Genomic DNA, 18,649 nt, shown 5'->3' on the forward strand with positions numbered 1-18,649 from the left:
TTCTGCAAAGTCTCCTAAAACTCCAAGGGTGGACGTTCGTCCGCTCTGACTCCATGTTGCTTTCACCATGCGCCTCCTTGTCGTTGAAGATGCTCCCCGTCTGCGTGCCAATCTCGGCCTTGCCCTGACGAAAATGGGCCACGCGGTTGACCTCGCGGAAGACGGACCCGAAGGCGAATCGATGGCGCGGATGAATCCCTACGAAGCGATCGTGCTGGATCGAATGCTGCCGGGAAAAGATGGCCTTTCCGTGCTGCGTGACCTGCGGCGAGACGGCCACACCACTCCGATTTTGCTGCTGACCGCGCTGGATGGGATCGAGGAAAAAGTCCGTGGTCTGGGCGATGGAGCGGACGATTATCTCACCAAGCCATTTGCCTTGGCCGAACTGGTGGCGCGACTCGAAGCGCTGGTACGGCGCCGTCATGGCAAGGCCGATTCCAAACTGCGGATCGGGCCTTTGGAAATCGACACCGCTGGCAAATCCGCCGCCCGTGACGGCGTTGCGATTTTCCTCACCGCGCGCGAATTTTCCCTTCTGGAATGCCTTGCAAGACGGCCAGGCCAAGTGCTGAGTCGGGCGCAAATCGAGCAACATTTGTATGCCGAACTGGATGGTCCTCAAAGCAATGCGGTCGATGCCGCGATCTACTCGCTGCGGCGAAAAATCAGTCCGGAAGGCACACCGCCGCTGATCCACACCCGCCGTGGCCTGGGCTATGTGATGGAGGCACGATGAGATCAATCCGCAGTCATCTCACCAAAGTCCTCTGCCTTTCGATCGGCAGTTTGCTGGTGCTCGTCGGCATTGCGATTTTCTTTGCCGCACGTGCGGTGTTGTTCGATCAATTTGACGCCACTTTGCTGGCGAAAGGCCGGGCATTGGTCACCGCTTCTGAAATCGATGGCGGAGATTTCGAGGTCGACATGACGGTGCAGGACTTCGCCGGATTTGGTGCGGGCGGCAGCGAGTATTTCGAGATTTGCCACCCGGACGGCGAACTGGTCGAGCGATCGCCCTCGCTGAAAAAATCGACCGCCCGGCTGTTAGAAATCGCGGTGCCGGACCATTTTGAACCGGAAATCCACCCCGGCAAGCTCGCTGATGGCACGCCGGTCCGGGTTTTCGTGCAGAAATACACGCCGAAAGGTGACAAGAAAAAGCGCTTTCAGGAACTGCACTTGGTCGTCGCCAGTCCGGTCCGAAATTTGCAACTGAACTTGATCGGTCTGGCACTGGTGCTGGCAATTGCCGGGGCGATGGCGATTTCACTGACGATCCCGATGGTCCGGCTGGTGTTGAAACGTGGCCTGAGTCCGCTGGAAAATCTATCGAGCGAAGTCAGCGGCATTGCGGCGGATGATCTGACCAAACGGATCGGGACTGCCGGATTGCCGAAGGAATTGGAGGCTTTGGCGACGCGCTTGAACGCCACTCTCGCGAAATTGGAGGAATCATTTGGCCGGGAACGCCGGTTCAGCAGCAATGCCGCGCACGAATTGCGCACGCCACTGGCCGAGCTCAAAACCCTCGCCGAGTTGGGAGCGACATGGCCGGAAGAAGCAAATCCCGACCGCTGCGCCGAAATGTTGACCGTCATCGACGAGCTGGAGTCGTTGCTGGAAAAGCTATCCCTGCTCGCCCGGGCAGATGCCGGTAGCCTGCCCATCCAACGCGAACCGGTGAGTTTGCGGGCAAGTATTCTAGCCGTCGTTGATAGATTCCGCCGGCAGGCAGAACAGCGGGAACTGACCTTCAAAACTGAAATCGCGGACGAGGAGTTATCGATCGATCCCGTGCTTTGGAATGCGATTCTGGGAAATCTGATCGGCAATGCCGTCCACTACACGGCGGTTGGCGGAAGTATTCAGATGGAGTCGACGGCTAAGGGTTTCGTGATCCAAAACCCGGCACCGGATTTAACCGATCAGGATCTCGCCCGTCTTTTCGACCGATTTTGGCGCAAGGATGAGGCGAGGGGAACGGGCGAACACTCCGGCTTGGGCCTGTCCATCGTGAACGCCTGCGTTGCCGTGCTCGGCGGAACCTGCAAAGCGGACCTTTCCCCCACGGGACGATTCCGCGTGGTCATTTCGTGGAACGATCAACCCCGGTAGGGCGCGACGGCCCATCGCGCGGTGGGTATTCTCTGGCAACGGGATTTCTTTGATCACAGACTCCGAGGCCACGAGTCAGCAGAGAAAAAGCGATGCTATATTCTCTGAATCCAGTTCGCCGGGGATCGGTGGGGCTAGCCTCTGATTGGACCTTCAAAAGGTCATAGAACGCCACGGCGGCATGGGCCATGCCGCCCTACCCGTTTTTCGAGTAGGGGGACACGGCTGAGGGGTTAGCGGCAGCTCACCGCAGCAAGTTCCAGGCAGTCACCAGTGCGCGCAGGCCGGCCATTTCGATCGAGGAATCGACCCCCGCGCCCCAGATCAGGCGACCATCTTCGCCCTTGAGCTGGACGTAGGCTGCGGCGCTGGAGTCCGAGCCGCCGCGAACGGCATGGGAGCGGTAATCGGTGACGTTGAAATCCTTAAGCCCGGCTTTCTCCAAGGCGTGCACGAACGAATTGATCGGACCGTTGCCGAGACCTTCGACATCACGTTTTTCCCCATGGATCGAAATCGTCGCGGTGCAGTGAACCTGGCCGCGCTCTTCGGTGTGGTGGATCAATTCGTATTCCAAGACTTCCAGCGGGCTGGAGACATTGGCGAATTCCCGGAAAAACGCCTCGCCGATTTCCTCGGTGGAGAGTTCGCGGCCCAGTTCATCAGCCAGATCGTAAATGCGCTTTCCGACCTGGGGATGCATCGTTTTCGGCAGATCAAATCCGTGCTCCCGGTCGAGCACGTAGGCGACGCCACCTTTGCCGGATTGCGAGTTGATGCGGATGATGGCCTCGTAGGATCGGCCGATGTCCTGCGGATCGATGGTCAAATAGGGCACGCCCCATGGCACGGCGGGATCGGTTTCGGTTTCCTTCGTGCGGCGATCCAGGCCTTTCTTGATCGCGTCCTGGTGGGATCCGGAAAAGGCGGTGAATACCAACTCGCCAGCATAAGGTTGGCGCTCTGGCACGCTCAGGCGGGTCACGCGCTCATAAACCGTGCGGATTGATTGCAAATCGGAGAAATCCAGCCCGGTTTCCACGCCGTGGCTGTTCAGGTTCAGCGCGACGGTCACGATGTCCAGATTCCCGGTTCGTTCGCCGTTGCCGAAAAGCGTGCCTTCCACGCGATCCGCGCCAGCCATCAAGCCCAGCTCGGTCGCCGCGACGCCGGTACCGCGGTCATTGTGCGTGTGCAGGGAAACGACGATGGAATCCCGCCGATGCAGTTTGCGGCACATCCATTCGATCATATCCGCGTGGATATTCGGCGTGGTCCACTGCACGGTGTCCGGCAGGTTGATGATCATTTTTTTCTCTGGCGTCGGTTGCCAGACATCGATCACGGCGTTGCAAATTTCCTCGGCGAAATCGAGTTCCGTGTCGGAGAAGGACTCCGGCGAGTATTGCAGGATCACCTCGGTGTTCGGGATCGTCGGCACCAGCTCTTTGACCAAGACTGCTCCATCGATCGCGACCTGCTTGATCGATTCCCGACTCGCGTCGCTGAACGTGACGCGACGCTGCAGGGGCGAGGTGGAGTTGTAAATGTGAACAATCGCCCGCTTGGCACCGTCGATCGCCTCGAAAGTCCGGCGGATCAAGTGTTCACGGGTTTGCACCAGCACCTGGATGGTCACGTCGTCCGGGATGCGGTTTTCATCGATCAGGCGGCGCAGGAAATTGAATTCCGTATCGGCGGCGGATGGAAATCCGACTTCGATTTGCTTGAAGCCGACGCGGACCAACAGGTCGAAAAATTCCAGCTTCTCCTCGACCGACATCGGCTGCGGCAAGGCTTGGTTGCCATCGCGAAGATCGACCGAACACCAGATCGGCGCTTCGGTCAGCGTTTGGTCAGGCCAGGTGCGGTCAGGCAAAGAAATGGGCGGAAATGGGCGGTATTTGGTCAGGGCGGAAGAATTCATGAGTACGGAAAAAGGAAAAAATTAGGGTCCGATGAGGACAGGAGAAGGCCGCGCCACAAGATGGGCGTGCCGGTGAACGAAAGTGAAGGAAAGAAAAAGTCAGCGGGAGGCCACCCCTAGGAGAAGGAGGAGGCTGCTTGAAAGGATCCCGGTGAGAATGTTCACGACGCGCGAACTTTGCCGAATTCGGCAATTGGGTCAAGCCCGGAGGGCAAAAGCGAACTGGTCAACCAGCAGATCAGTCCGCTGATTCGGCTTCAGCCATTTTGGATTCCAACGACTTAACGCGGGAAATCAATTTGGGCAGGCGGCGCAAGTGGGCTTGGAATTTCATTTCCTCGCGCATCGGGATCGCCGGTTTCCCTGCATAAGTTTCACCGCCAGGGATGCTGGCCGTGACACCGGTGCGGGCGGTGAGAATCGCCTTCGAGCCGACACTGACGTGGCCCACAATGCCGACTTGGGCGGCGATGGTGACGTAGTCTTCGATCTTGGAGCTGCCAGCGATTCCGCTTTGGGAAATGATCAGGCAATGCTTGCCGACCATCGTGTTGTGGCCAATTTGGACCAAATTATCGATTTTGGTGCCTTCGCCGATGACGGTTTTGCCGAAGCGGGCGCGATCAATGGTCGTATTGGCGCCGATTTCGACATCATCGCCGATTTCAACGATGCCGACTTGGTCGATTTTCACATGGCGACCGCCGGAGAATTCGTAGCCGTAGCCATCTGCGCCGATCACAGCGCCGGGTTGAAGAATCACGCGGTGTCCGAGCACGCAGCGCTCGCGGATGGTGACATTGGCCATCAGGTGGCAGTCGTCGCCAATGACAACATCCTCGCCAACCACCACATTGGGGCCGATGCGGGTGTTTTTGCCGATCTTGGCACCGGCCATCACAATGGCACCGGCCTGCACGCAGACCGTTGCTGGATCCAGCTCCGCAGTTTCGTCGACGGTTGCCCGCGGGTGGATGCCCGGAGCGATGGAGCGGGTGGCTGCCGCGAAGTGGCGGACGATGGCGGCGAAGGCGAGAGACGGATTTTCTGCGACGATCAATGCCGCGGTGCCTTCATGATACTCGCCGGGAGGGACGATCACGGCAGCGGCCTTGGTGACGGCAAACTGGCTGCGGTATTTTTCGTTTCCCAGGAAACTGACATCATCAGGACCCGCAGCATCCAGAGCTGCGAGGCCTGTAACGGTAACAGAAAGCTCGCCCCGGACGATGGAACCACCGGCCAATTGGGCGAGCTGTTGAAGTGTGAGAGCGAGAGCCAACTCTCGATTGATTTAGAGTTAAGGAATTAGCGGGGATTACTCGCCTTTGCCGGATTCTGGCATTTCAGTCGCGCCGTCGTCACCGGAGGTTTCGGATTCAGCAGGAGCGTCCTTGTTGAGGTCCTTGAGAACGCCGGCAGTGATGTCGGTGGCGTCCTTGGTGTAGAGAAGGAATGGAACTTGGGAAGTGCTGAGACCGGACTTGTCGAAGACGTAGTCGTAGTCGTCGGCTTTTGCCTGCTCTTCGACCAGTTTGCGGATTTCTTCGAGAATGCCCTTCATGCGTTGGACCATTTTCTCGCTGAGAGCTTGGTTGCGGCGTTGCAGGAACTCGCGGCGCTCGCGGTCAAGCGCGGTGCCTTCCTGCTGTTGCATTTGGAAGTCCTTGTAGAGAGCTTGCTTGCGGGAATCGTTGATCGCTGGATCGTCCAGCTGCTTGCGCAGGCTGTCCAGGGTGGTTTCCAGTTCGCGGATGCGGGAAAGACGCTCGTTGTTGTCCTTCTGAATGCGGGAGCGCTCAACGTTGATTTGCTTCTGAGCTTCGTTGGTCTTGTAGTATTGCTTGAACAGCTCCTGCATGTCCACGGTGGCGATCTTGATTTGAGCTGCCTGTGCGTGCGCGCTGCCAGCCGAGAAATTCAAGAGAGTGGCGGCGAATGCCACCGCAAAGAAACGACGAATGATACTCATTGGAAAGGTAATGGTTGGGTCCTAAAGACGTTCGGCATCTAGCGTGCATGGAAAACTCGTTTCCGTCAACGCCCATCCTGCGAGTTCCGGGGATGCGTTGAAGTGCCTCTTTTGCCTTGCTCGATAAGCATTGACAGGTAGTTTGGGATCGAGCTCCGCATGAATTCTCGTGTGGGCTTCAATCAAAAAAACATACAACCACCATGAGACTCATCAAACTCGCTGTAATTGCCGCCGCTGCCGCAGGTTCACTCGTGGCAGCTTCCTGCTGCCCGTCAGCTGCCCCCGCACCTACGCCACCAGTTTACCAAGCTCCTTCGAAGTAATTTCCTCCGGTCCGGTTCCAACGCGAGCCGGACCACTTCCTCCATCCTCCATCTAGTCCGGATCGAATTCCGGTATGGACATCACCCAAAAAATATCCAACTTCACGCCATGACACGCGTTATTTCCGCACTCGTAGCTACCGTATTCGTATTGGTTTCAGCTTCTTGCTGCTGCACCAGTGACTCCAAGCCCCCTAAACTTCGTGACGCACCTCATTTCAGTGAGATTGACACGACTGTTCCTGCTCCAGCGGAAGTTCACTACGGTAAATAATCTTCAATTCATGATCGCTGTCCGGTAGCTAAGCGCCGGGCGGAATCGCGAGCGCTCTCCTCTCAGGAGAGCGCTTTTTTCGTATTTTGAGGAGGTTATAGCATCGATTCGGGGCGCGGCTGAGCTTGTGGCTTTGACATTTCCCCCCAGCCTGTGCACTTTCACGCCCCGCCGCGAACCACGGCCTCTAACAATCATGGGCAAGAGCCTCTTCCAAAAAGTCTGGGAATCCCACACGGTCGGCACTTTGGCTGACGGACGCACGCAACTTTTCATCGGCACCCATCTCATTCACGAGGTGACTTCGCCCCAAGCCTTTGGCATGCTCCGGGATCTAGGACTTTCGGTGAAATACCCACAGCGGACTTTTGCAACCGTGGACCATATTGTCCCGACGGAAAACCAGGATGCGCCGCAGGACCCGCTGGCTGCTGAAATGATGGTGGCTCTGCAAAAGAATGCCGAGGACTTCGGCATCACTTATTTTGACCTCGCCTCCGGCAAACAAGGCATCGTCCATGTCGTTGGCCCGGAACAAGGCATCACCCAACCCGGCACCACCATTGCCTGTGGCGACTCGCACACCGCGACCCACGGGGCGTTTGGCGCGATCGCATTCGGCATCGGCACCACCCAGGTGCGTGACGTTTTTGCCACGCAAACGCTGGCGCTGAGCGCCCTGAAAGTCCGCCGCATCGAGGTGAATGGCAATCTTCGCCCCGGCGTTTATGCCAAGGACGTCATTCTGGACATCATCCGCCGACTTGGAGCCAAAGGCGGCATCGGCTACGCCTACGAATACGCAGGGGATGTGTTCGATCGCATGTCGATGGAAGAACGCATGACCGTTTGCAACATGTCCGTCGAAGGCGGTGCCCGCTGCGGTTACGTCAATCCTGACGCCAAGACCATCGCCTACCTCAGCGGCCGTCCTTACGTCGACATGAGTGATTTCGATGCGACCGCTGCTCGCTGGCTGTCCTTCGCGTCTGATCCAGATGCGGAATATGACGACATTGTCCGCATCGACGCGGCGGAAATCGAACCGACCGTCACCTGGGGCATTTCACCGGACCACGGCATCGCCATTTCCCAGGACATTCCAGATCCTGCCAAGGCACAAACCGAAGGTGAAAAGGCATCGATCGAGGAAGCCCTCGCCTACATGAAACTCCCGGGCGGCATCCCGATCAAAGGCGTGAAAATCGACGTCGCCTTCATCGGTTCCTGCACCAATGGCCGCCTTTCCGATTTCCGTGAAGTCGCAAAATACATCCGCGGCCACCGTGTCGCAGACGGAGTCAAAGCGATTGTCGTTCCCGGGTCGCAGATTGTCGCCGTGCAGGCAGAAAAAGAAGGCCTGGACCAAATTTTCCGCGATGCTGGCTTCGAATGGCGTGGCGCTGGATGCTCCATGTGCCTTGCGATGAACCCGGACAAGCTCGTGGGTGATCAACTTTGCGCCTCATCCTCGAACCGGAATTTCAAAGGCCGCCAAGGATCGCCAACCGGTCGCACGGTCCTGATGTCGCCGCTCATGGTCGCCGCGGCAGCCATCAACGGTTGCATCTCCGATGCCCGTGAGCTTTTCGAACTGGAGCCAGAGGCGGCTGTTGCCTAATCGTGTAGAGATTCGTTCATCGCCAGGTTTTGCTTGGCAAAATCATCCTATATTTCCGGATAGAGGGGGGATTGCTCCCGATCTGGAACCTGCCAAATTTCAATTCCACTCACCACCATGCCACTCGACCCAGTCACACAAGTTTCCGGCCGTGCGATTTTCATTCCCGGCGCGGACATTGATACCGACCGCATCATCCCGGCTCGTTTTATGAAATGCGTTACCTTCGATGGCCTAGGTGAATTTGCATTTTACGACGTCCGGTTTGATGAACACGGCAACAAAACCAACCATCCTCTGAACGATCCACGATTCGATGGTGCCTCGATTCTGGTTGCAGGTTTGAATTTCGGTTGCGGTTCGTCCCGTGAGCACGCGCCGCAATCGTTGCGCAAATACGGCTTCAACGGCGTGATCGCGCAATCGTTCGCGGAAATCTTCTTCGGCAATTCAACCGGGCTCGCGATGCCTTGTGTGGTCGCCAGCGCAGCTGATATTGACGCACTTCGCGCAGCGATTGAGGCGGACCCGAAGGTTGAAGTGACGATCGATGTCGATCAGCTCAAAGTCCGCACGTCTGGTGGCCTGGAAATTCCGGTGACGATGCCGGATTCTGCGCGCGATGCCCTCGTTTCCGGTCGCTGGGATCCAATCCAGGAATTGTTGGATAACGAATCGGCGATCGAGAAAAAAGCTGCGGAGCTTCACTACGTGTGATGCTCACCTGTGGTGCCGACTTGCGGGCTTGCACCCGGCTTGTCGGGCCGGGAGAGTGAGGGGGTGCACCAACGACTCCCATCCACCCCGCCGGTCGGGATTGCCTTATTTGATTTAGACGGGACGCTCATCCCTTGGGATTGCCAGCTGTTGTTCCGCCATTTTGTGGTCCGTCGTGAGCCATGGCGGCGGATTTTTCTACCGGTGTTTCTGGTGTTTCTGCCGCTGACCCGTCTTTTGGGCGCTGGCGGGATGAAGCGCGTTTTTCTGAGCTATCTCTGGCGGATGAGTCCAGAGTGTCTTGAGGCATATTGCCGCGAATTTGCCGAATCGGTGATGCCTTCGATCTATCCGGATCTGTTGCAAAAATTGGAAACGCACCGCAGTGAGGGGCATTTGCTGATTCTGGCATCTGCCAGCCCGGAATTTTATGTGAAGGAAATCGGAGCCCTTCTTGGATTTGATCTTACCTTGGCGACGCCGGTGGAGACGGCTCCTTCACCCAGGTTTTTTCCGGATCTGGACAATCACAAGGGTCATGCAAAGGTGCGGAAATTGCATGAGGTACTGCCTTCCTCGTACTTTGAGGACGGTCAATTGATCCACTGCCACGGCTTTACCGACAGCACGGCGGATCTACCGATGCTGGAATGGTGTGAAACTGCCACCGTAGTGAATCCATCCCCAACGTTGGCTAGAAAAGCCGAAGCCGAGGGTTGGGAAATCGTGCGCCCGACCCGGCCATGGTCTTCCAAGGCGGACTTTTTGCGCAGACTGGTCTTGCTGCTATTTGGAATCGGCGAGGACCCAGGTGGCATCGCCAACCGATCGGGGTGGAATCAAACTTCCACCTCGAAGAAATCGCGCATCACCTCGCGGTAGACATCGCGTTTGAATGCAGGGAGCCAATCGAGATCGAATTCCAGCGGCTCGATCCATCGGTAACCACGGAATTCTCTGGGCTTCTGATCCACGTTGATTTTCGCGCCCGGGTTTTTCAAATGGCACAGGAAATAGGTTTGCTCCTGCCCGTGATTGCCGTGTTTTTGGAGTTTTTTCGCCCTGACTTCCTCAGGGTAAAGGTAGCGGTATCCACTACGTTGGGAGACGACTTCATAGTCGGTCGGCAGTAGACCGATTTCTTCCCGAACTTCGCGGAACAGCGCTTCCTCAAGAGTTTCTCCAGCATCGACACCGCCTTGCGGAAATTGCCATGCGCCAGGGACATTGAGTCGCTCGCAAATCAATAAAGTTCCATCCGGGCGGACCATGAGCGCGGCAACGTTTTGACGGAAGCGGACCATGCCGCAAGCTGCCGCGTATTCACTGAGTTCGCAATGCTTAACTCTTGCGAAGTATCTGGCAAGAGTCGGAGAATTCCCATTCTGGACGGCTGCGATCGCATGTGAAAGAGTGCCGTATGAAGATTTTGCTATGCTCCGCCTGCTTGCTGCTGACGGGTTTTTCCCCGCTGTTTGCACAAACAACAACGGATACGACCGATACCCAGGAGAGTTCCGAAAGTACCGAAACCAGTCGGACAGATGGATTCTGGCAAGCGACCATGTCCGGGGGGGAATACGAAGTCGCGCTAAGCCGCATCACCTCGGTCAGCCGCCACAAGTATTTGCTCGATGGTGCATTGATTGTGGATGAAGTGACGATTGATACCGTCGGCCAATCGTTGGCCAGATTCTACTACATCGAGCCGGTTACCGAAAAACTGCCGGGAAATACCGGGGCAGCTCTAACGAATCGCACGTCCGATCTGATCGAGCGAGCCGGGCAATTGAACCCAAACGGCTTGGAAAACATGGTGGTGAAGAAATATCCGGAAACCACCCACGCCCACACGGTGGAATATCGCCTTCTCAGCAAAGCCCAGCTGACGACCCTCTTCAACAGCGTGCGGAAAGCTTGGGAAAACGGTCGGGGGAGCAAACTGGTCGTAAAATGAACTCTCGAGGGGTCATCTTGCCCGATCAATCTATCTGAAATCCACCGTGATCGTTGTGGATCGGGATCTAGTTTGGTAACGTGGCGTCCGATGATTGCCGAGTCCGACCACGTGACCCGTTCCCATGTGGTTCGCAGTGATTCTGCGGACCAACGGGATTGGCTTCGGGACCAACCGGTCTGTTCGCTCTTGCGTCAGCACCACATCGCGCATGTGGAAATTGTCGCAGCGGTAGAACCATTTCAAATGGTCCGGCAGGATCAATCCGGCACCTTCATGCTTGCTTGTTTTGGCGGAGCTGGACTGGTTTTGGTCGATGGCAAATGGCAGCGGGTGAGCGCGGGAGAGGCCTGTTTATTGCCGCCATTCGTAACCAATGGGATGCGCGCCCTGGGGCCCGAACCATGGCTGATGTGTGGCGTTCGCTATTTGGAATCCCGGGAATCCCAGCCTGTGATTTCTCATCGGTCACCCGTTCGTGGTGCTTTTGATTCCACTTCTTTATTGCACGCCATCAAGGGTTTGCATGCGGAATCCTGTCATTTGGCGACGCCGGCGCTGATGCATTTGTGGACGGAATTGATTCATTCCTACGTGCTGAAATTTGCCGAGCCTCACCGCAAGGACGCTCGGCTTTGGAAGCTGTGGGAGCGGGTGCAGGGATCACTCGGGCACGATTGGTCACTGGATGAGCTGGCGCTTCATGCCTGCTTGAGCAAAGAGCATTTGCGCAAACTATGCCGCGCCGAACTGGGTCGCACGCCGATGCAGCAGGTGACCTTTTTGCGCATGCAGCACGCGCGACATGTGCTTTCCACCACGGATGAAAAAATCGAGTCGATTTCGCGCCAGGTCGGCTACCTGAATCCGTTCACGTTTTCGAATACCTTTCAAAAGTGGATCGGGTGGCGACCTTCGGAAATTCGCAAATCGGCGCGGTCAAAAACTATCACAAATCCATATCCAGCTATCGATCCAGCTTGATCGCTATACTTTGCCGGGTTTCGGCGTAAAAAGGCACCGATATGCCTTTGCGAACGCTTTTATCATCCAGCCGATCCCTGGCGATTTCCCTGGCCAGCTTTTGCCTGCTGGAATTTCAACTATCGGCAGCAACTCCAGCCGACTTCTTTGTCCAGGGCGAATCAGGCCTGCCCGAGGTGGCGACTCATGCGGAATTTCCGACGGAACAAGAGCTCGGCACTGCCAAAGTGGTGCTTTTGGCCGACGGCAATTGGAGTGATGCCGCGCGCAAACAAATGCACGATTTCGTCAATCGCGGTGGCGGCTTGGTTTTAGTCCACGATGCGATTCCTGAATCCGGATTTGTTACCGGGGATGTCCACCGCTGGGATGGTGGAGTTCCCTTGTTTTTTTCGCCGATCGGTCGGGAACAGGAGATTACCCAAGGCATTTCCAACTTCGATATTGAGGATGAAATGTTCTACGGGTTTGACCTACCTGATACCGCCAAGGTGCTGGTAACCACCTGGACCCCGAACCGGAAAAACCTCAAGGGCACGGACCCGCAACCTTACGTCTACGGAGTTTCGCCGATGATTTGGACCGAAGAAATGGGTAAGGGGAGGGTGGTTTGTTTGGTTGCGGGGAAAAATCCAGCGACTCTGCAGCATCCGGCGATTCAGGCCATGTTGCTGCGGGCGATGAATTGGGCGGGTCGGTTGGCTGGCGATGAAATGCTGAAATCGAACGTTTCGCCGGAAACCCTGACTTATCCACCGGGCGGGCCATTAAGCCCGCAGGCATCCGTGGCAACGATCCAGACTCACCCGGATTTCAAAGTCGAGCTGGTGGCAGCAGAGCCATTGATTTCCAAGCCGTTGAATCTCGATTGGGATGCAAAGGGGCGGCTTTGGGTGATCGAAAGTGTCGAGTACCCGGAAGGGCGAAAAGGCGGCGGGCCGGAGTCGATGTATTCGGTTTGGCAGAGGGATACCCAATTGCCCGAGCCGCCCCCGGCGCAACGCCTGGCGCGCGACACGGTTTCGTGGCTTGAGGACACGGACGGTGATGGCGTGATGGACCGGAAGCATGTTTTTGCGGACGATTTGGATCTGGCGACCAGCTTCTGCTTTTACAAAGACGGCATCATTGTGTCGCAACCTCCAGAAATTCTGAGACTTCGAGACACGAATGGAGATGGCAAAGCGGATCGTCGGGAGGTGCTCTATACGAATCTCGGCACGTTTGACCGTCATGCGGTGCTGAACAATTTGCGCTGGGGACTGGATGGCTGGATTTATGCAACTCACGGATATTCGAGTTCTCCGAAAGTGACTTCTGGCGACGGCAAGACCGACTTCGGGCCGATTGGTTCAGGAGTTGTCCGGTTCCGGCCAGACGGCAGCGCGATTGAGATGGTGAGCGCCAAGTCTGGGAATTGCTGGGGCGTTTCCTACACCTCGGATGGAGAAATTTTCTTCACCCAGCCAACATCCGGGGACTTGGTGATGCATTTGCCTGCGACGGATCAGCTCATGGCAGAAGGCGAAATGGGCGATGTTCCGTCGTGGAATGTGTTGGTGCATCTGCGTCCGGTAAAACCGCTGATGTCGTGGGAGGAGATCGTGGCGAACCAACCGAATGATGTCATCGGATCATTCACTGCAGCTTGTGGGTGTGCGATTTACGAAGGCGGTGCCTGGCCGGAAAAATGGAACCACGGGTATTTCACGGCGGAGCCGACGGTGCATATTTTGCACCATGAAAAACTCGATGCGGCGGGGGTTTCGTTCCTTGCTTCGAAAACTCGAGATGAGGAGTTTTCCGCGACGCGCGATTTCTGGACCCGCCCGGTCGATACGCGGATCGGTCCGGATGGGGAGCTTTATGTGATCGATTTCTACAATCAGGCAATCCTTCACAACGACCCGCGTGGACCCACGCATTTGTGGAACAACCAAGCAGCGAGACCGGACCGGGATCACTTTTTCGGGCGAATCCTGCGTTATCAAAATCTCGAATCGGTGAAGTTGCCGAAAGCCGATTTGACCACCTTGGACGGTCAGATCGCAGCGTTGAGCCACCCGAACCGGAATGTTCGATTTCACGCCCAGCGCTTGATCGAGGAGGGAAATCTGCAATCCGCAGTGCGTCAATTGGAGGGCGCGACGGGGTGGGCGCGCTTGCATGCCCTGTGGATTCGATCGGCAGCCGGTGTGCTCTCGGAAAAGGAAATCCGTGATGCCTTGCTGGATACAGATCCGGCAGTGAGAACGACCATCGCACGGGTCATTTCCGAGCATCCGGCACTGATGACGGATTCCATTTTAACCACGATGCAGACCAGTCTGGAACGGGAAACCGAGCCGAGAGTGCGGCTTCGCTTGTTGCAGGCCATCCCTCGGAAATCGCTGATCCAGCCGAAACTGGTCATTCATTTGCAATCGCTTGCAGAAGACCCCTGGACACGTGCCGCGGTGACTCGTCTGGCTCTTTCACAACCGCAAGAAGTGCTGGCAGCGGCCTTGGAATCGGCTGAGCCTGCACGCCAAACCGACCTCATCGCCCGGCTTTTCAAATCGGAAGCAGAACGCAAACCGGAGCTCATTTCCATGATGCAGACGCTCGCTGCGAAGCCAGTGCCTGAGATCGCGATCGCTGCGCTTGCCGCGCTACAAGGTCGGGATTTACCCGCAGGCGAGGGATTTTCCAGAGCCTTGGAAACCCTCGCGGCCAGCGAAGATGCGCGGGTGACGGCGGCGACTCTGCCATTGGCCGCTCGTGCCTGGAAGGCAGACGAGTTGCCGGAAAAATTGTTGCCCCCGGTGAAGCGGATTCTCGCGAAATCGCCACGTGATCCGGATGCGCTTGCTGCACTAGCCAGCTTGCCGGTGTTTCCTGGACCTTTGGCGGATCACCTCCGGCAAACTGCGGCTGGTTCAGATGAGTTGAGGCCTGCTATTTTCAAAACACTACTGCCAAATCCTTCGGTCGATGCGGCCCGGCTGATGGTGGCGCTGCTGCCATCGATTTCACCAAAAGATAAACCGGCGCTGCTGGAAGCGCTGCTGGCTCGCCCTTCTTCAGCGAAATTCCTGATCGATGCGATCAACGACCAATCCGTGACCGTAGGGGTGGTTGGGCCGCAGATGCTGACGCGACTCGCGGAACATCCGGACGCGAGTGTGCGTGAATACGCAGCGCCGGTCGTGAAACGTTTTCGTGGCGCGACAGAGGCGAAGGAGGCGGTGATCCAGCGCCTGTTGCCTGAAGTTTCAAAACCGGGTGACCCGGCAGCTGGCAAGCAATTGTTCGCGACCTGTGCGGCATGCCATTTGTTCAAGGGCGAGGGCAATCACATCGGCCCCGTTCTCGAAGGAATTGGCGTTCATGGCGTGGAAACTCTGCTCACTCACATTGTCGATCCAAACCGCGAGGTGGAACCGAGCTACCACACCTGGAATGTGACAACGCGGGATGGCCGAACGGTCAGCGGATTCATCAGTCGTGAAAATGAAGGCAGTCTGTTTTTGACCAATGCTGGCGGCGAAGTTGAAGTCCCACGCGGTGAAATCACCTCGCGCACGGATACGGGTAAGTCGCTGATGCCCGAGGGTTTCGAAGGTCTGGGGCCGATCGCGTTGCGCGATCTCATCGCCTACCTTCGTTCTGGTGAGCAGCGGTTCCGCACGGTTGCGTTTGGTAAAGCAGCTACAGCAGATGGCAGTCGCGGCGTTTATCTGTCCACGTCTTCGGATGTCGATCGCGTATCGCTCAAGCAATATGGCTTGGTCGAGGCAAACGGGGTGCCATTCGACCTCCAGGATCCGTCGGTTTCTGCGACCGGAAAGAATGTCATCGTCCTGAAAGGCGGCATGGGAGATCAAGTGGTCAGCAGGACGATGCCTGCGAGCGTGGAGATCCCGGTGCATGCGGTAGCCGGTCGGTTGCATGTGTTGGGTGGCGTGGGCGGTTGGGGATTTCCCGCTGCGCAAGAAAAGGTGCCTGTTCTCACCATCACGGTCGTTTACGAAAGCGGTGACTCTGAAGAAATCGTGCTAACCAACGGGGTGGACATCGCCGATCACATCGCGCGGGTGGATGTGCCGGGATCGAGTTTTGTCGACCTGGTCGATCACGGTCAGATTCGCTACCTTTGGAGAGATCTGAAGAAAGGCGGCCAGGCCATTGAAAAGCTGATCCTCACGAGTTCAGAAGGAAATACGGCGCCCATGGTAGCAGCAATCACTCTGGAGGCCGCTGGTGCCGATGGTAAATTGGCCTCGCCTCCAGACGCGGGTGGGGCGGTTGATCCGTGAGCGAATCCGCCCGCAAGTTGGCTGGAGAATCGATTGGTTTCTTCAGCCAAGTTGTTGTCGCTTGCATGGGAGCGGCTTTGTATGGCAAAGCACGGTATGACCACGCGCGAGGAGGCAGCGGAACAGTTAAAAATCATCCGCACCATGATGGAGAGGGCCACGATTTTTCGGGCTCTTTCCGGCGAAACGGCACTCATTGGCGGTGCCGCCGCGCTGGCTGCAGCTTGGTTTTCCGAAGGAAAAATCGGCTGGTCCTGGGCGGTTTGGTGGCTCGGAGGGCTGGCCTTGGTGATGATTTTCAACATCGTCCAGGTCAATCGAACGAGCACCGCCCACGGAAAGCCGTTTTGGAGTTCGGGGCTTAAGCTGGCTCTCAAGGGCGCGATCCCGCCGATCGTTTCCGGAGGATTTCTCGGACTTCTTTTTGTCAGGTCCGGATCGGATGTTCCGGCGGCTTGCATCTGGATTTTGCACTATGGCCTGGCCCTGCTGGCGATCCGGGAATTTGCCCCCAAATCCATGACCTGGCTCGGTTGGGCGTTCGTGATTTTTGGAGTCTCGACGCTCGCCGGATTTTCCGATGCGGTGCAAGTGATCAGCGCCTGGATGAAGGGCGTGAACGGTTCGCATCTGATGGCGATTGCATTTGGCGGATTTCACATCATTTACGGAGGGGTGATTCTCCTAACTGACCAGCGCCACGAAGCTCACTGATGATCGATTTCTCCCAGCTCGATCGCACGATTCATGAAAAGGGCCGTCTTTCCATCATGACCCTTCTCGCGTCGCGTCCCAACGCTTGGCCCTTTCAGGATCTGAAAGCAGAGCTCGATATGTCGGATGGAAACCTGATCACCCATTTGCGGACACTGGAAAAAGCAGAGTTCATCCAAGCCAGTAAGCTGTCAGGTGATGGTCGGCCCCAAACCCTCTACACCCTTACCCCTACCGGTCGTGAGGCGTTCATGAGTTATCTGGCGGTGCTGGAACAGATTTTGAATCTCGGCAAATAATCCCCTTGTCAGCAATTCACTTTGTGATACAAAGTTTACCGTGAGCTGACGAAAAACCGATAGGTCGCCGTCAATACTTTGCCATACAAAGTTATGAAAACGATGATAAGGAATCAAAATCTTCAGGTTGCGACGCAGCTTGGAATGGATGCCGATGCCAGGCGGGCCCTTGCAAGAATCGAGGAGCTTGCGGAAGAAGGCGAAATCGGGGTGGTGGGTCGGTTCATGCCCGATGATGGCGTGAGTGCGCACCTGGCCTCGCTCGGGGTGGTGGAACTGGTGGACGAGACGGAGTTTTTCCGTTTTTCCCGGATCGTCATTCCCTATTGTGGAATCTCGCCCAAAAAACAAAAGCAGTGGACCGCCGCAAACGTTCCGCTGATCGATTTGACCTCACCACAAGTCCGGCGCGCGCAAGTTTCGCTAGGCATATTGAAAATGGAAACGTCCACGCTGTTTGTGATCGGTCGGCATAGCGATCCGGAGTCCAAGGCGATATGTGAAAGTCAGCCGAACGCACGGGTGCTGGAGGACACCACGGACATCGCCCGGCTGTATTTCGCGCCACGGAGTGCGGCAGTTTGCCAAACCACTCTCGCGCCGAGAAGGATTGCCTGGCTTTCGGAACAGCTCCGCCACCGCTGGCGCGATGCGGATTTTACGTTTCTCAATACCGTGAGCCAATCCATGAAAGCGCGCGAACAAGCTCTTGAGCGGCAATTGGCAAATGCCGACCATGTCATCATCATAGGTCGCCGCGGCGAAGCCTCATCCGATGCCCTGGCGGATTCAGCGCTGAGGCAAAGCAGGCCGGCGACGATTGTTGGAGCGCCTCATGAGCTGCCGGATTTATCGGACTGCAAGCGGGTCTTGCTCACCGCGGGCGGGTTTGCATTGGATGACACCGTCCGATCGGTTGCCCGGGCAATCGCGGGCAAATCATGAATTTTTCAAGAGCGATTTTCCTCCGTGAGGATCGACTCCAATTGGGAAACCCGTTCATGAAGTCTTTTTCCCTTCAAAGCCAAAAGTAATAGACCCCACGCAATCAAAACGTGGCCAAGTTGTCCGACAAATTCGAGAGGCGTCGCAAAACGAACTAGGGCGTCTTGAAGCTTATGAATATCGAGGTGCAGGATATTTTGTGATACAGATATGACCAGATAGGCTACCTGTACGGCCAAATAAAGACCTCCGCCAAAAATCAAAAGCCAAGATCCCGCGCCTTTGCTCTTTCTGCATAGGAATCCAGCATAGACAATGATCCCGGTGGCGATCGAACCCGTGAGTTGGAGGAGTAACCAAATAGTGGGGTCAAATTGGAGAGGCATGCGTAAATCGTGGTGATATAGCCATGAATTGACAATTCGCAAGGTATCCATCGATTCACTTTTTCCGCGATGTTGTCCTGGATGATCCTGTGTTGGATTGAAGTGAATCCG

18 protein-coding genes are annotated in these 18,649 nt (G+C 56.5%); 13 read left to right on the forward strand and 5 right to left on the reverse strand.

Annotation, left to right across the window (positions count from 1 at the left end; all coding sequences use genetic code 11):
• Nucleotides 1-67 precede the first annotated feature (67 nt).
• Nucleotides 68-739, forward strand: a complete 672-nt coding sequence (locus JIN85_RS15635; RefSeq protein ID WP_200272441.1) for a response regulator transcription factor — start codon at nt 68-70, stop codon at nt 737-739.
• Entirely contained in the window at nt 736-2,118 is a 1,383-nt protein-coding gene (locus tag JIN85_RS15640; RefSeq protein WP_200272443.1) for an ATP-binding protein, read from the forward strand. The genes JIN85_RS15635 and JIN85_RS15640 overlap by 4 nt, the downstream gene beginning before the upstream one ends.
• 244 nt (nt 2,119-2,362) lie before the next feature.
• Here the strand turns inward: JIN85_RS15640 and leuA are convergent, their stop codons facing one another.
• From leuA to JIN85_RS15655, 3 genes are all read right to left on the reverse strand, one after another.
• Nucleotides 2,363-4,045, reverse strand: a complete 1,683-nt coding sequence (gene leuA, locus JIN85_RS15645) for a 2-isopropylmalate synthase (RefSeq protein ID WP_200272445.1) — start codon at nt 4,043-4,045, stop codon at nt 2,363-2,365.
• Nucleotides 4,046-4,283: 238 nt separating this feature from the next.
• The gene (lpxD, locus tag JIN85_RS15650; RefSeq protein WP_200272447.1) at nt 4,284-5,327 is read right to left on the reverse strand and encodes a UDP-3-O-(3-hydroxymyristoyl)glucosamine N-acyltransferase; all 1,044 of its coding nucleotides are present in this window, start codon (nt 5,325-5,327) and stop codon (nt 4,284-4,286) included.
• 36 nt (nt 5,328-5,363) lie between these two features.
• Nucleotides 5,364-6,017, reverse strand: a complete 654-nt coding sequence (locus tag JIN85_RS15655; protein WP_200272449.1) for an OmpH/Skp family outer membrane protein — start codon at nt 6,015-6,017, stop codon at nt 5,364-5,366.
• 203 nt (nt 6,018-6,220) lie between these two features.
• On the opposite strand from JIN85_RS15655, the gene JIN85_RS21690 reads away from it, so the two are divergent.
• The 5 genes from JIN85_RS21690 (at nt 6,221) to JIN85_RS15675 (ending at nt 9,837) form a co-directional block, all read left to right on the forward strand.
• Nucleotides 6,221-6,343, forward strand: coding sequence for a hypothetical protein (locus tag JIN85_RS21690; RefSeq protein ID WP_267906674.1), 123 nt, complete (start codon nt 6,221-6,223; stop codon nt 6,341-6,343).
• Between the two features lie 109 nt (nt 6,344-6,452).
• Complete coding sequence (locus JIN85_RS15660; protein WP_200272451.1) at nt 6,453-6,617, forward strand: hypothetical protein; 165 nt, start codon at nt 6,453-6,455, stop codon at nt 6,615-6,617.
• A gap of 196 nt (nt 6,618-6,813) precedes the next feature.
• Nucleotides 6,814-8,238, forward strand: a complete 1,425-nt coding sequence (leuC, locus tag JIN85_RS15665) for a 3-isopropylmalate dehydratase large subunit (protein WP_200272453.1) — start codon at nt 6,814-6,816, stop codon at nt 8,236-8,238.
• Between the two features lie 117 nt (nt 8,239-8,355).
• The gene (gene leuD, locus JIN85_RS15670; RefSeq protein ID WP_200272455.1) at nt 8,356-8,955 is read left to right on the forward strand and encodes a 3-isopropylmalate dehydratase small subunit; all 600 of its coding nucleotides are present in this window, start codon (nt 8,356-8,358) and stop codon (nt 8,953-8,955) included.
• 63 nt (nt 8,956-9,018) lie between these two features.
• Nucleotides 9,019-9,837, forward strand: coding sequence for an HAD family hydrolase (locus tag JIN85_RS15675; RefSeq protein WP_200272457.1), 819 nt, complete (start codon nt 9,019-9,021; stop codon nt 9,835-9,837).
• On the opposite strand, the gene JIN85_RS15680 is transcribed toward JIN85_RS15675, so the two are convergent.
• A complete protein-coding gene (locus tag JIN85_RS15680) occupies nt 9,795-10,259 on the reverse strand; it encodes an NUDIX domain-containing protein (RefSeq protein ID WP_200272459.1) in 465 nt (154 codons plus the stop codon). The genes JIN85_RS15675 and JIN85_RS15680 overlap by 43 nt on opposite strands.
• A gap of 116 nt (nt 10,260-10,375) precedes the next feature.
• On the opposite strand from JIN85_RS15680, the gene JIN85_RS15685 reads away from it, so the two are divergent.
• The 6 genes from JIN85_RS15685 to JIN85_RS15710 all read left to right on the forward strand — a co-directional run bounded on the left by JIN85_RS15685 (nt 10,376) and on the right by JIN85_RS15710 (nt 18,152).
• Nucleotides 10,376-10,912 carry a hypothetical protein gene (locus JIN85_RS15685; protein ID WP_200272461.1) on the forward strand — a complete coding sequence of 179 codons (537 nt, stop codon included), beginning with the start codon at nt 10,376-10,378 and terminating at the stop codon, nt 10,910-10,912.
• 90 nt (nt 10,913-11,002) lie between these two features.
• Nucleotides 11,003-11,896: a helix-turn-helix transcriptional regulator gene (locus JIN85_RS15690; RefSeq protein ID WP_200272463.1), complete on the forward strand. Its 894-nt coding sequence runs from the start codon at nt 11,003-11,005 to the stop codon at nt 11,894-11,896.
• Between the two features lie 41 nt (nt 11,897-11,937).
• Nucleotides 11,938-16,194 (forward strand): PVC-type heme-binding CxxCH protein, encoded by a 4,257-nt coding sequence (locus JIN85_RS15695; protein WP_200272465.1) that lies wholly within the window; start codon nt 11,938-11,940, stop codon nt 16,192-16,194.
• Between the two features lie 96 nt (nt 16,195-16,290).
• Nucleotides 16,291-16,908 carry a hypothetical protein gene (locus tag JIN85_RS15700; protein ID WP_200272467.1) on the forward strand — a complete coding sequence of 206 codons (618 nt, stop codon included), beginning with the start codon at nt 16,291-16,293 and terminating at the stop codon, nt 16,906-16,908.
• A complete protein-coding gene (locus tag JIN85_RS15705; RefSeq protein ID WP_200272469.1) occupies nt 16,908-17,207 on the forward strand; it encodes a transcriptional regulator in 300 nt (99 codons plus the stop codon). Before JIN85_RS15700 ends, JIN85_RS15705 begins: the two co-directional genes overlap by 1 nt.
• 102 nt (nt 17,208-17,309) lie before the next feature.
• Nucleotides 17,310-18,152, forward strand: coding sequence for a hypothetical protein (locus tag JIN85_RS15710; RefSeq protein ID WP_200272471.1), 843 nt, complete (start codon nt 17,310-17,312; stop codon nt 18,150-18,152).
• A gap of 5 nt (nt 18,153-18,157) precedes the next feature.
• Here JIN85_RS15710 and JIN85_RS15715 read toward each other — a convergent pair whose 3' ends face one another.
• Entirely contained in the window at nt 18,158-18,589 is a 432-nt protein-coding gene (locus JIN85_RS15715) for a hypothetical protein (RefSeq protein ID WP_200272473.1), read from the reverse strand.
• Nucleotides 18,590-18,649 lie beyond the last annotated feature (60 nt).

Source organism: Luteolibacter pohnpeiensis, assembly GCF_016595435.1.
In the GTDB taxonomy this organism is placed as follows: domain Bacteria; phylum Verrucomicrobiota; class Verrucomicrobiia; order Verrucomicrobiales; family Akkermansiaceae; genus Luteolibacter; species Luteolibacter pohnpeiensis.

Bases quoted from the DNA above. Each gene is read 5' to 3' on its own strand.
- JIN85_RS15660 (WP_200272451.1), top strand. From the start codon at position 6,453: ATGACACGCGTTATTTCCGCACTCGTAGCTACCGTATTCGTATTGGTT.
- JIN85_RS15640 (WP_200272443.1), top strand. From the start codon at position 736: ATGAGATCAATCCGCAGTCATCTCACCAAAGTCCTCTGCCTTTCGATC.
- leuA (WP_200272445.1), bottom strand. From the start codon at position 4,045: ATGAATTCTTCCGCCCTGACCAAATACCGCCCATTTCCGCCCATTTCT.
- JIN85_RS15685 (WP_200272461.1), top strand. From the start codon at position 10,376: ATGAAGATTTTGCTATGCTCCGCCTGCTTGCTGCTGACGGGTTTTTCC.
- JIN85_RS21690 (WP_267906674.1), top strand. From the start codon at position 6,221: ATGAGACTCATCAAACTCGCTGTAATTGCCGCCGCTGCCGCAGGTTCA.
- JIN85_RS15690 (WP_200272463.1), top strand. From the start codon at position 11,003: ATGATTGCCGAGTCCGACCACGTGACCCGTTCCCATGTGGTTCGCAGT.
- leuD (WP_200272455.1), top strand. From the start codon at position 8,356: ATGCCACTCGACCCAGTCACACAAGTTTCCGGCCGTGCGATTTTCATT.
- JIN85_RS15710 (WP_200272471.1), top strand. From the start codon at position 17,310: ATGATAAGGAATCAAAATCTTCAGGTTGCGACGCAGCTTGGAATGGAT.
- leuC (WP_200272453.1), top strand. From the start codon at position 6,814: ATGGGCAAGAGCCTCTTCCAAAAAGTCTGGGAATCCCACACGGTCGGC.
- JIN85_RS15680 (WP_200272459.1), bottom strand. From the start codon at position 10,259: ATGGTCCGCTTCCGTCAAAACGTTGCCGCGCTCATGGTCCGCCCGGAT.
- JIN85_RS15655 (WP_200272449.1), bottom strand. From the start codon at position 6,017: ATGAGTATCATTCGTCGTTTCTTTGCGGTGGCATTCGCCGCCACTCTC.
- JIN85_RS15705 (WP_200272469.1), top strand. From the start codon at position 16,908: ATGATCGATTTCTCCCAGCTCGATCGCACGATTCATGAAAAGGGCCGT.
- JIN85_RS15715 (WP_200272473.1), bottom strand. From the start codon at position 18,589: ATGGATACCTTGCGAATTGTCAATTCATGGCTATATCACCACGATTTA.
- JIN85_RS15695 (WP_200272465.1), top strand. From the start codon at position 11,938: ATGCCTTTGCGAACGCTTTTATCATCCAGCCGATCCCTGGCGATTTCC.
- JIN85_RS15635 (WP_200272441.1), top strand. From the start codon at position 68: ATGCGCCTCCTTGTCGTTGAAGATGCTCCCCGTCTGCGTGCCAATCTC.
- JIN85_RS15700 (WP_200272467.1), top strand. From the start codon at position 16,291: ATGACCACGCGCGAGGAGGCAGCGGAACAGTTAAAAATCATCCGCACC.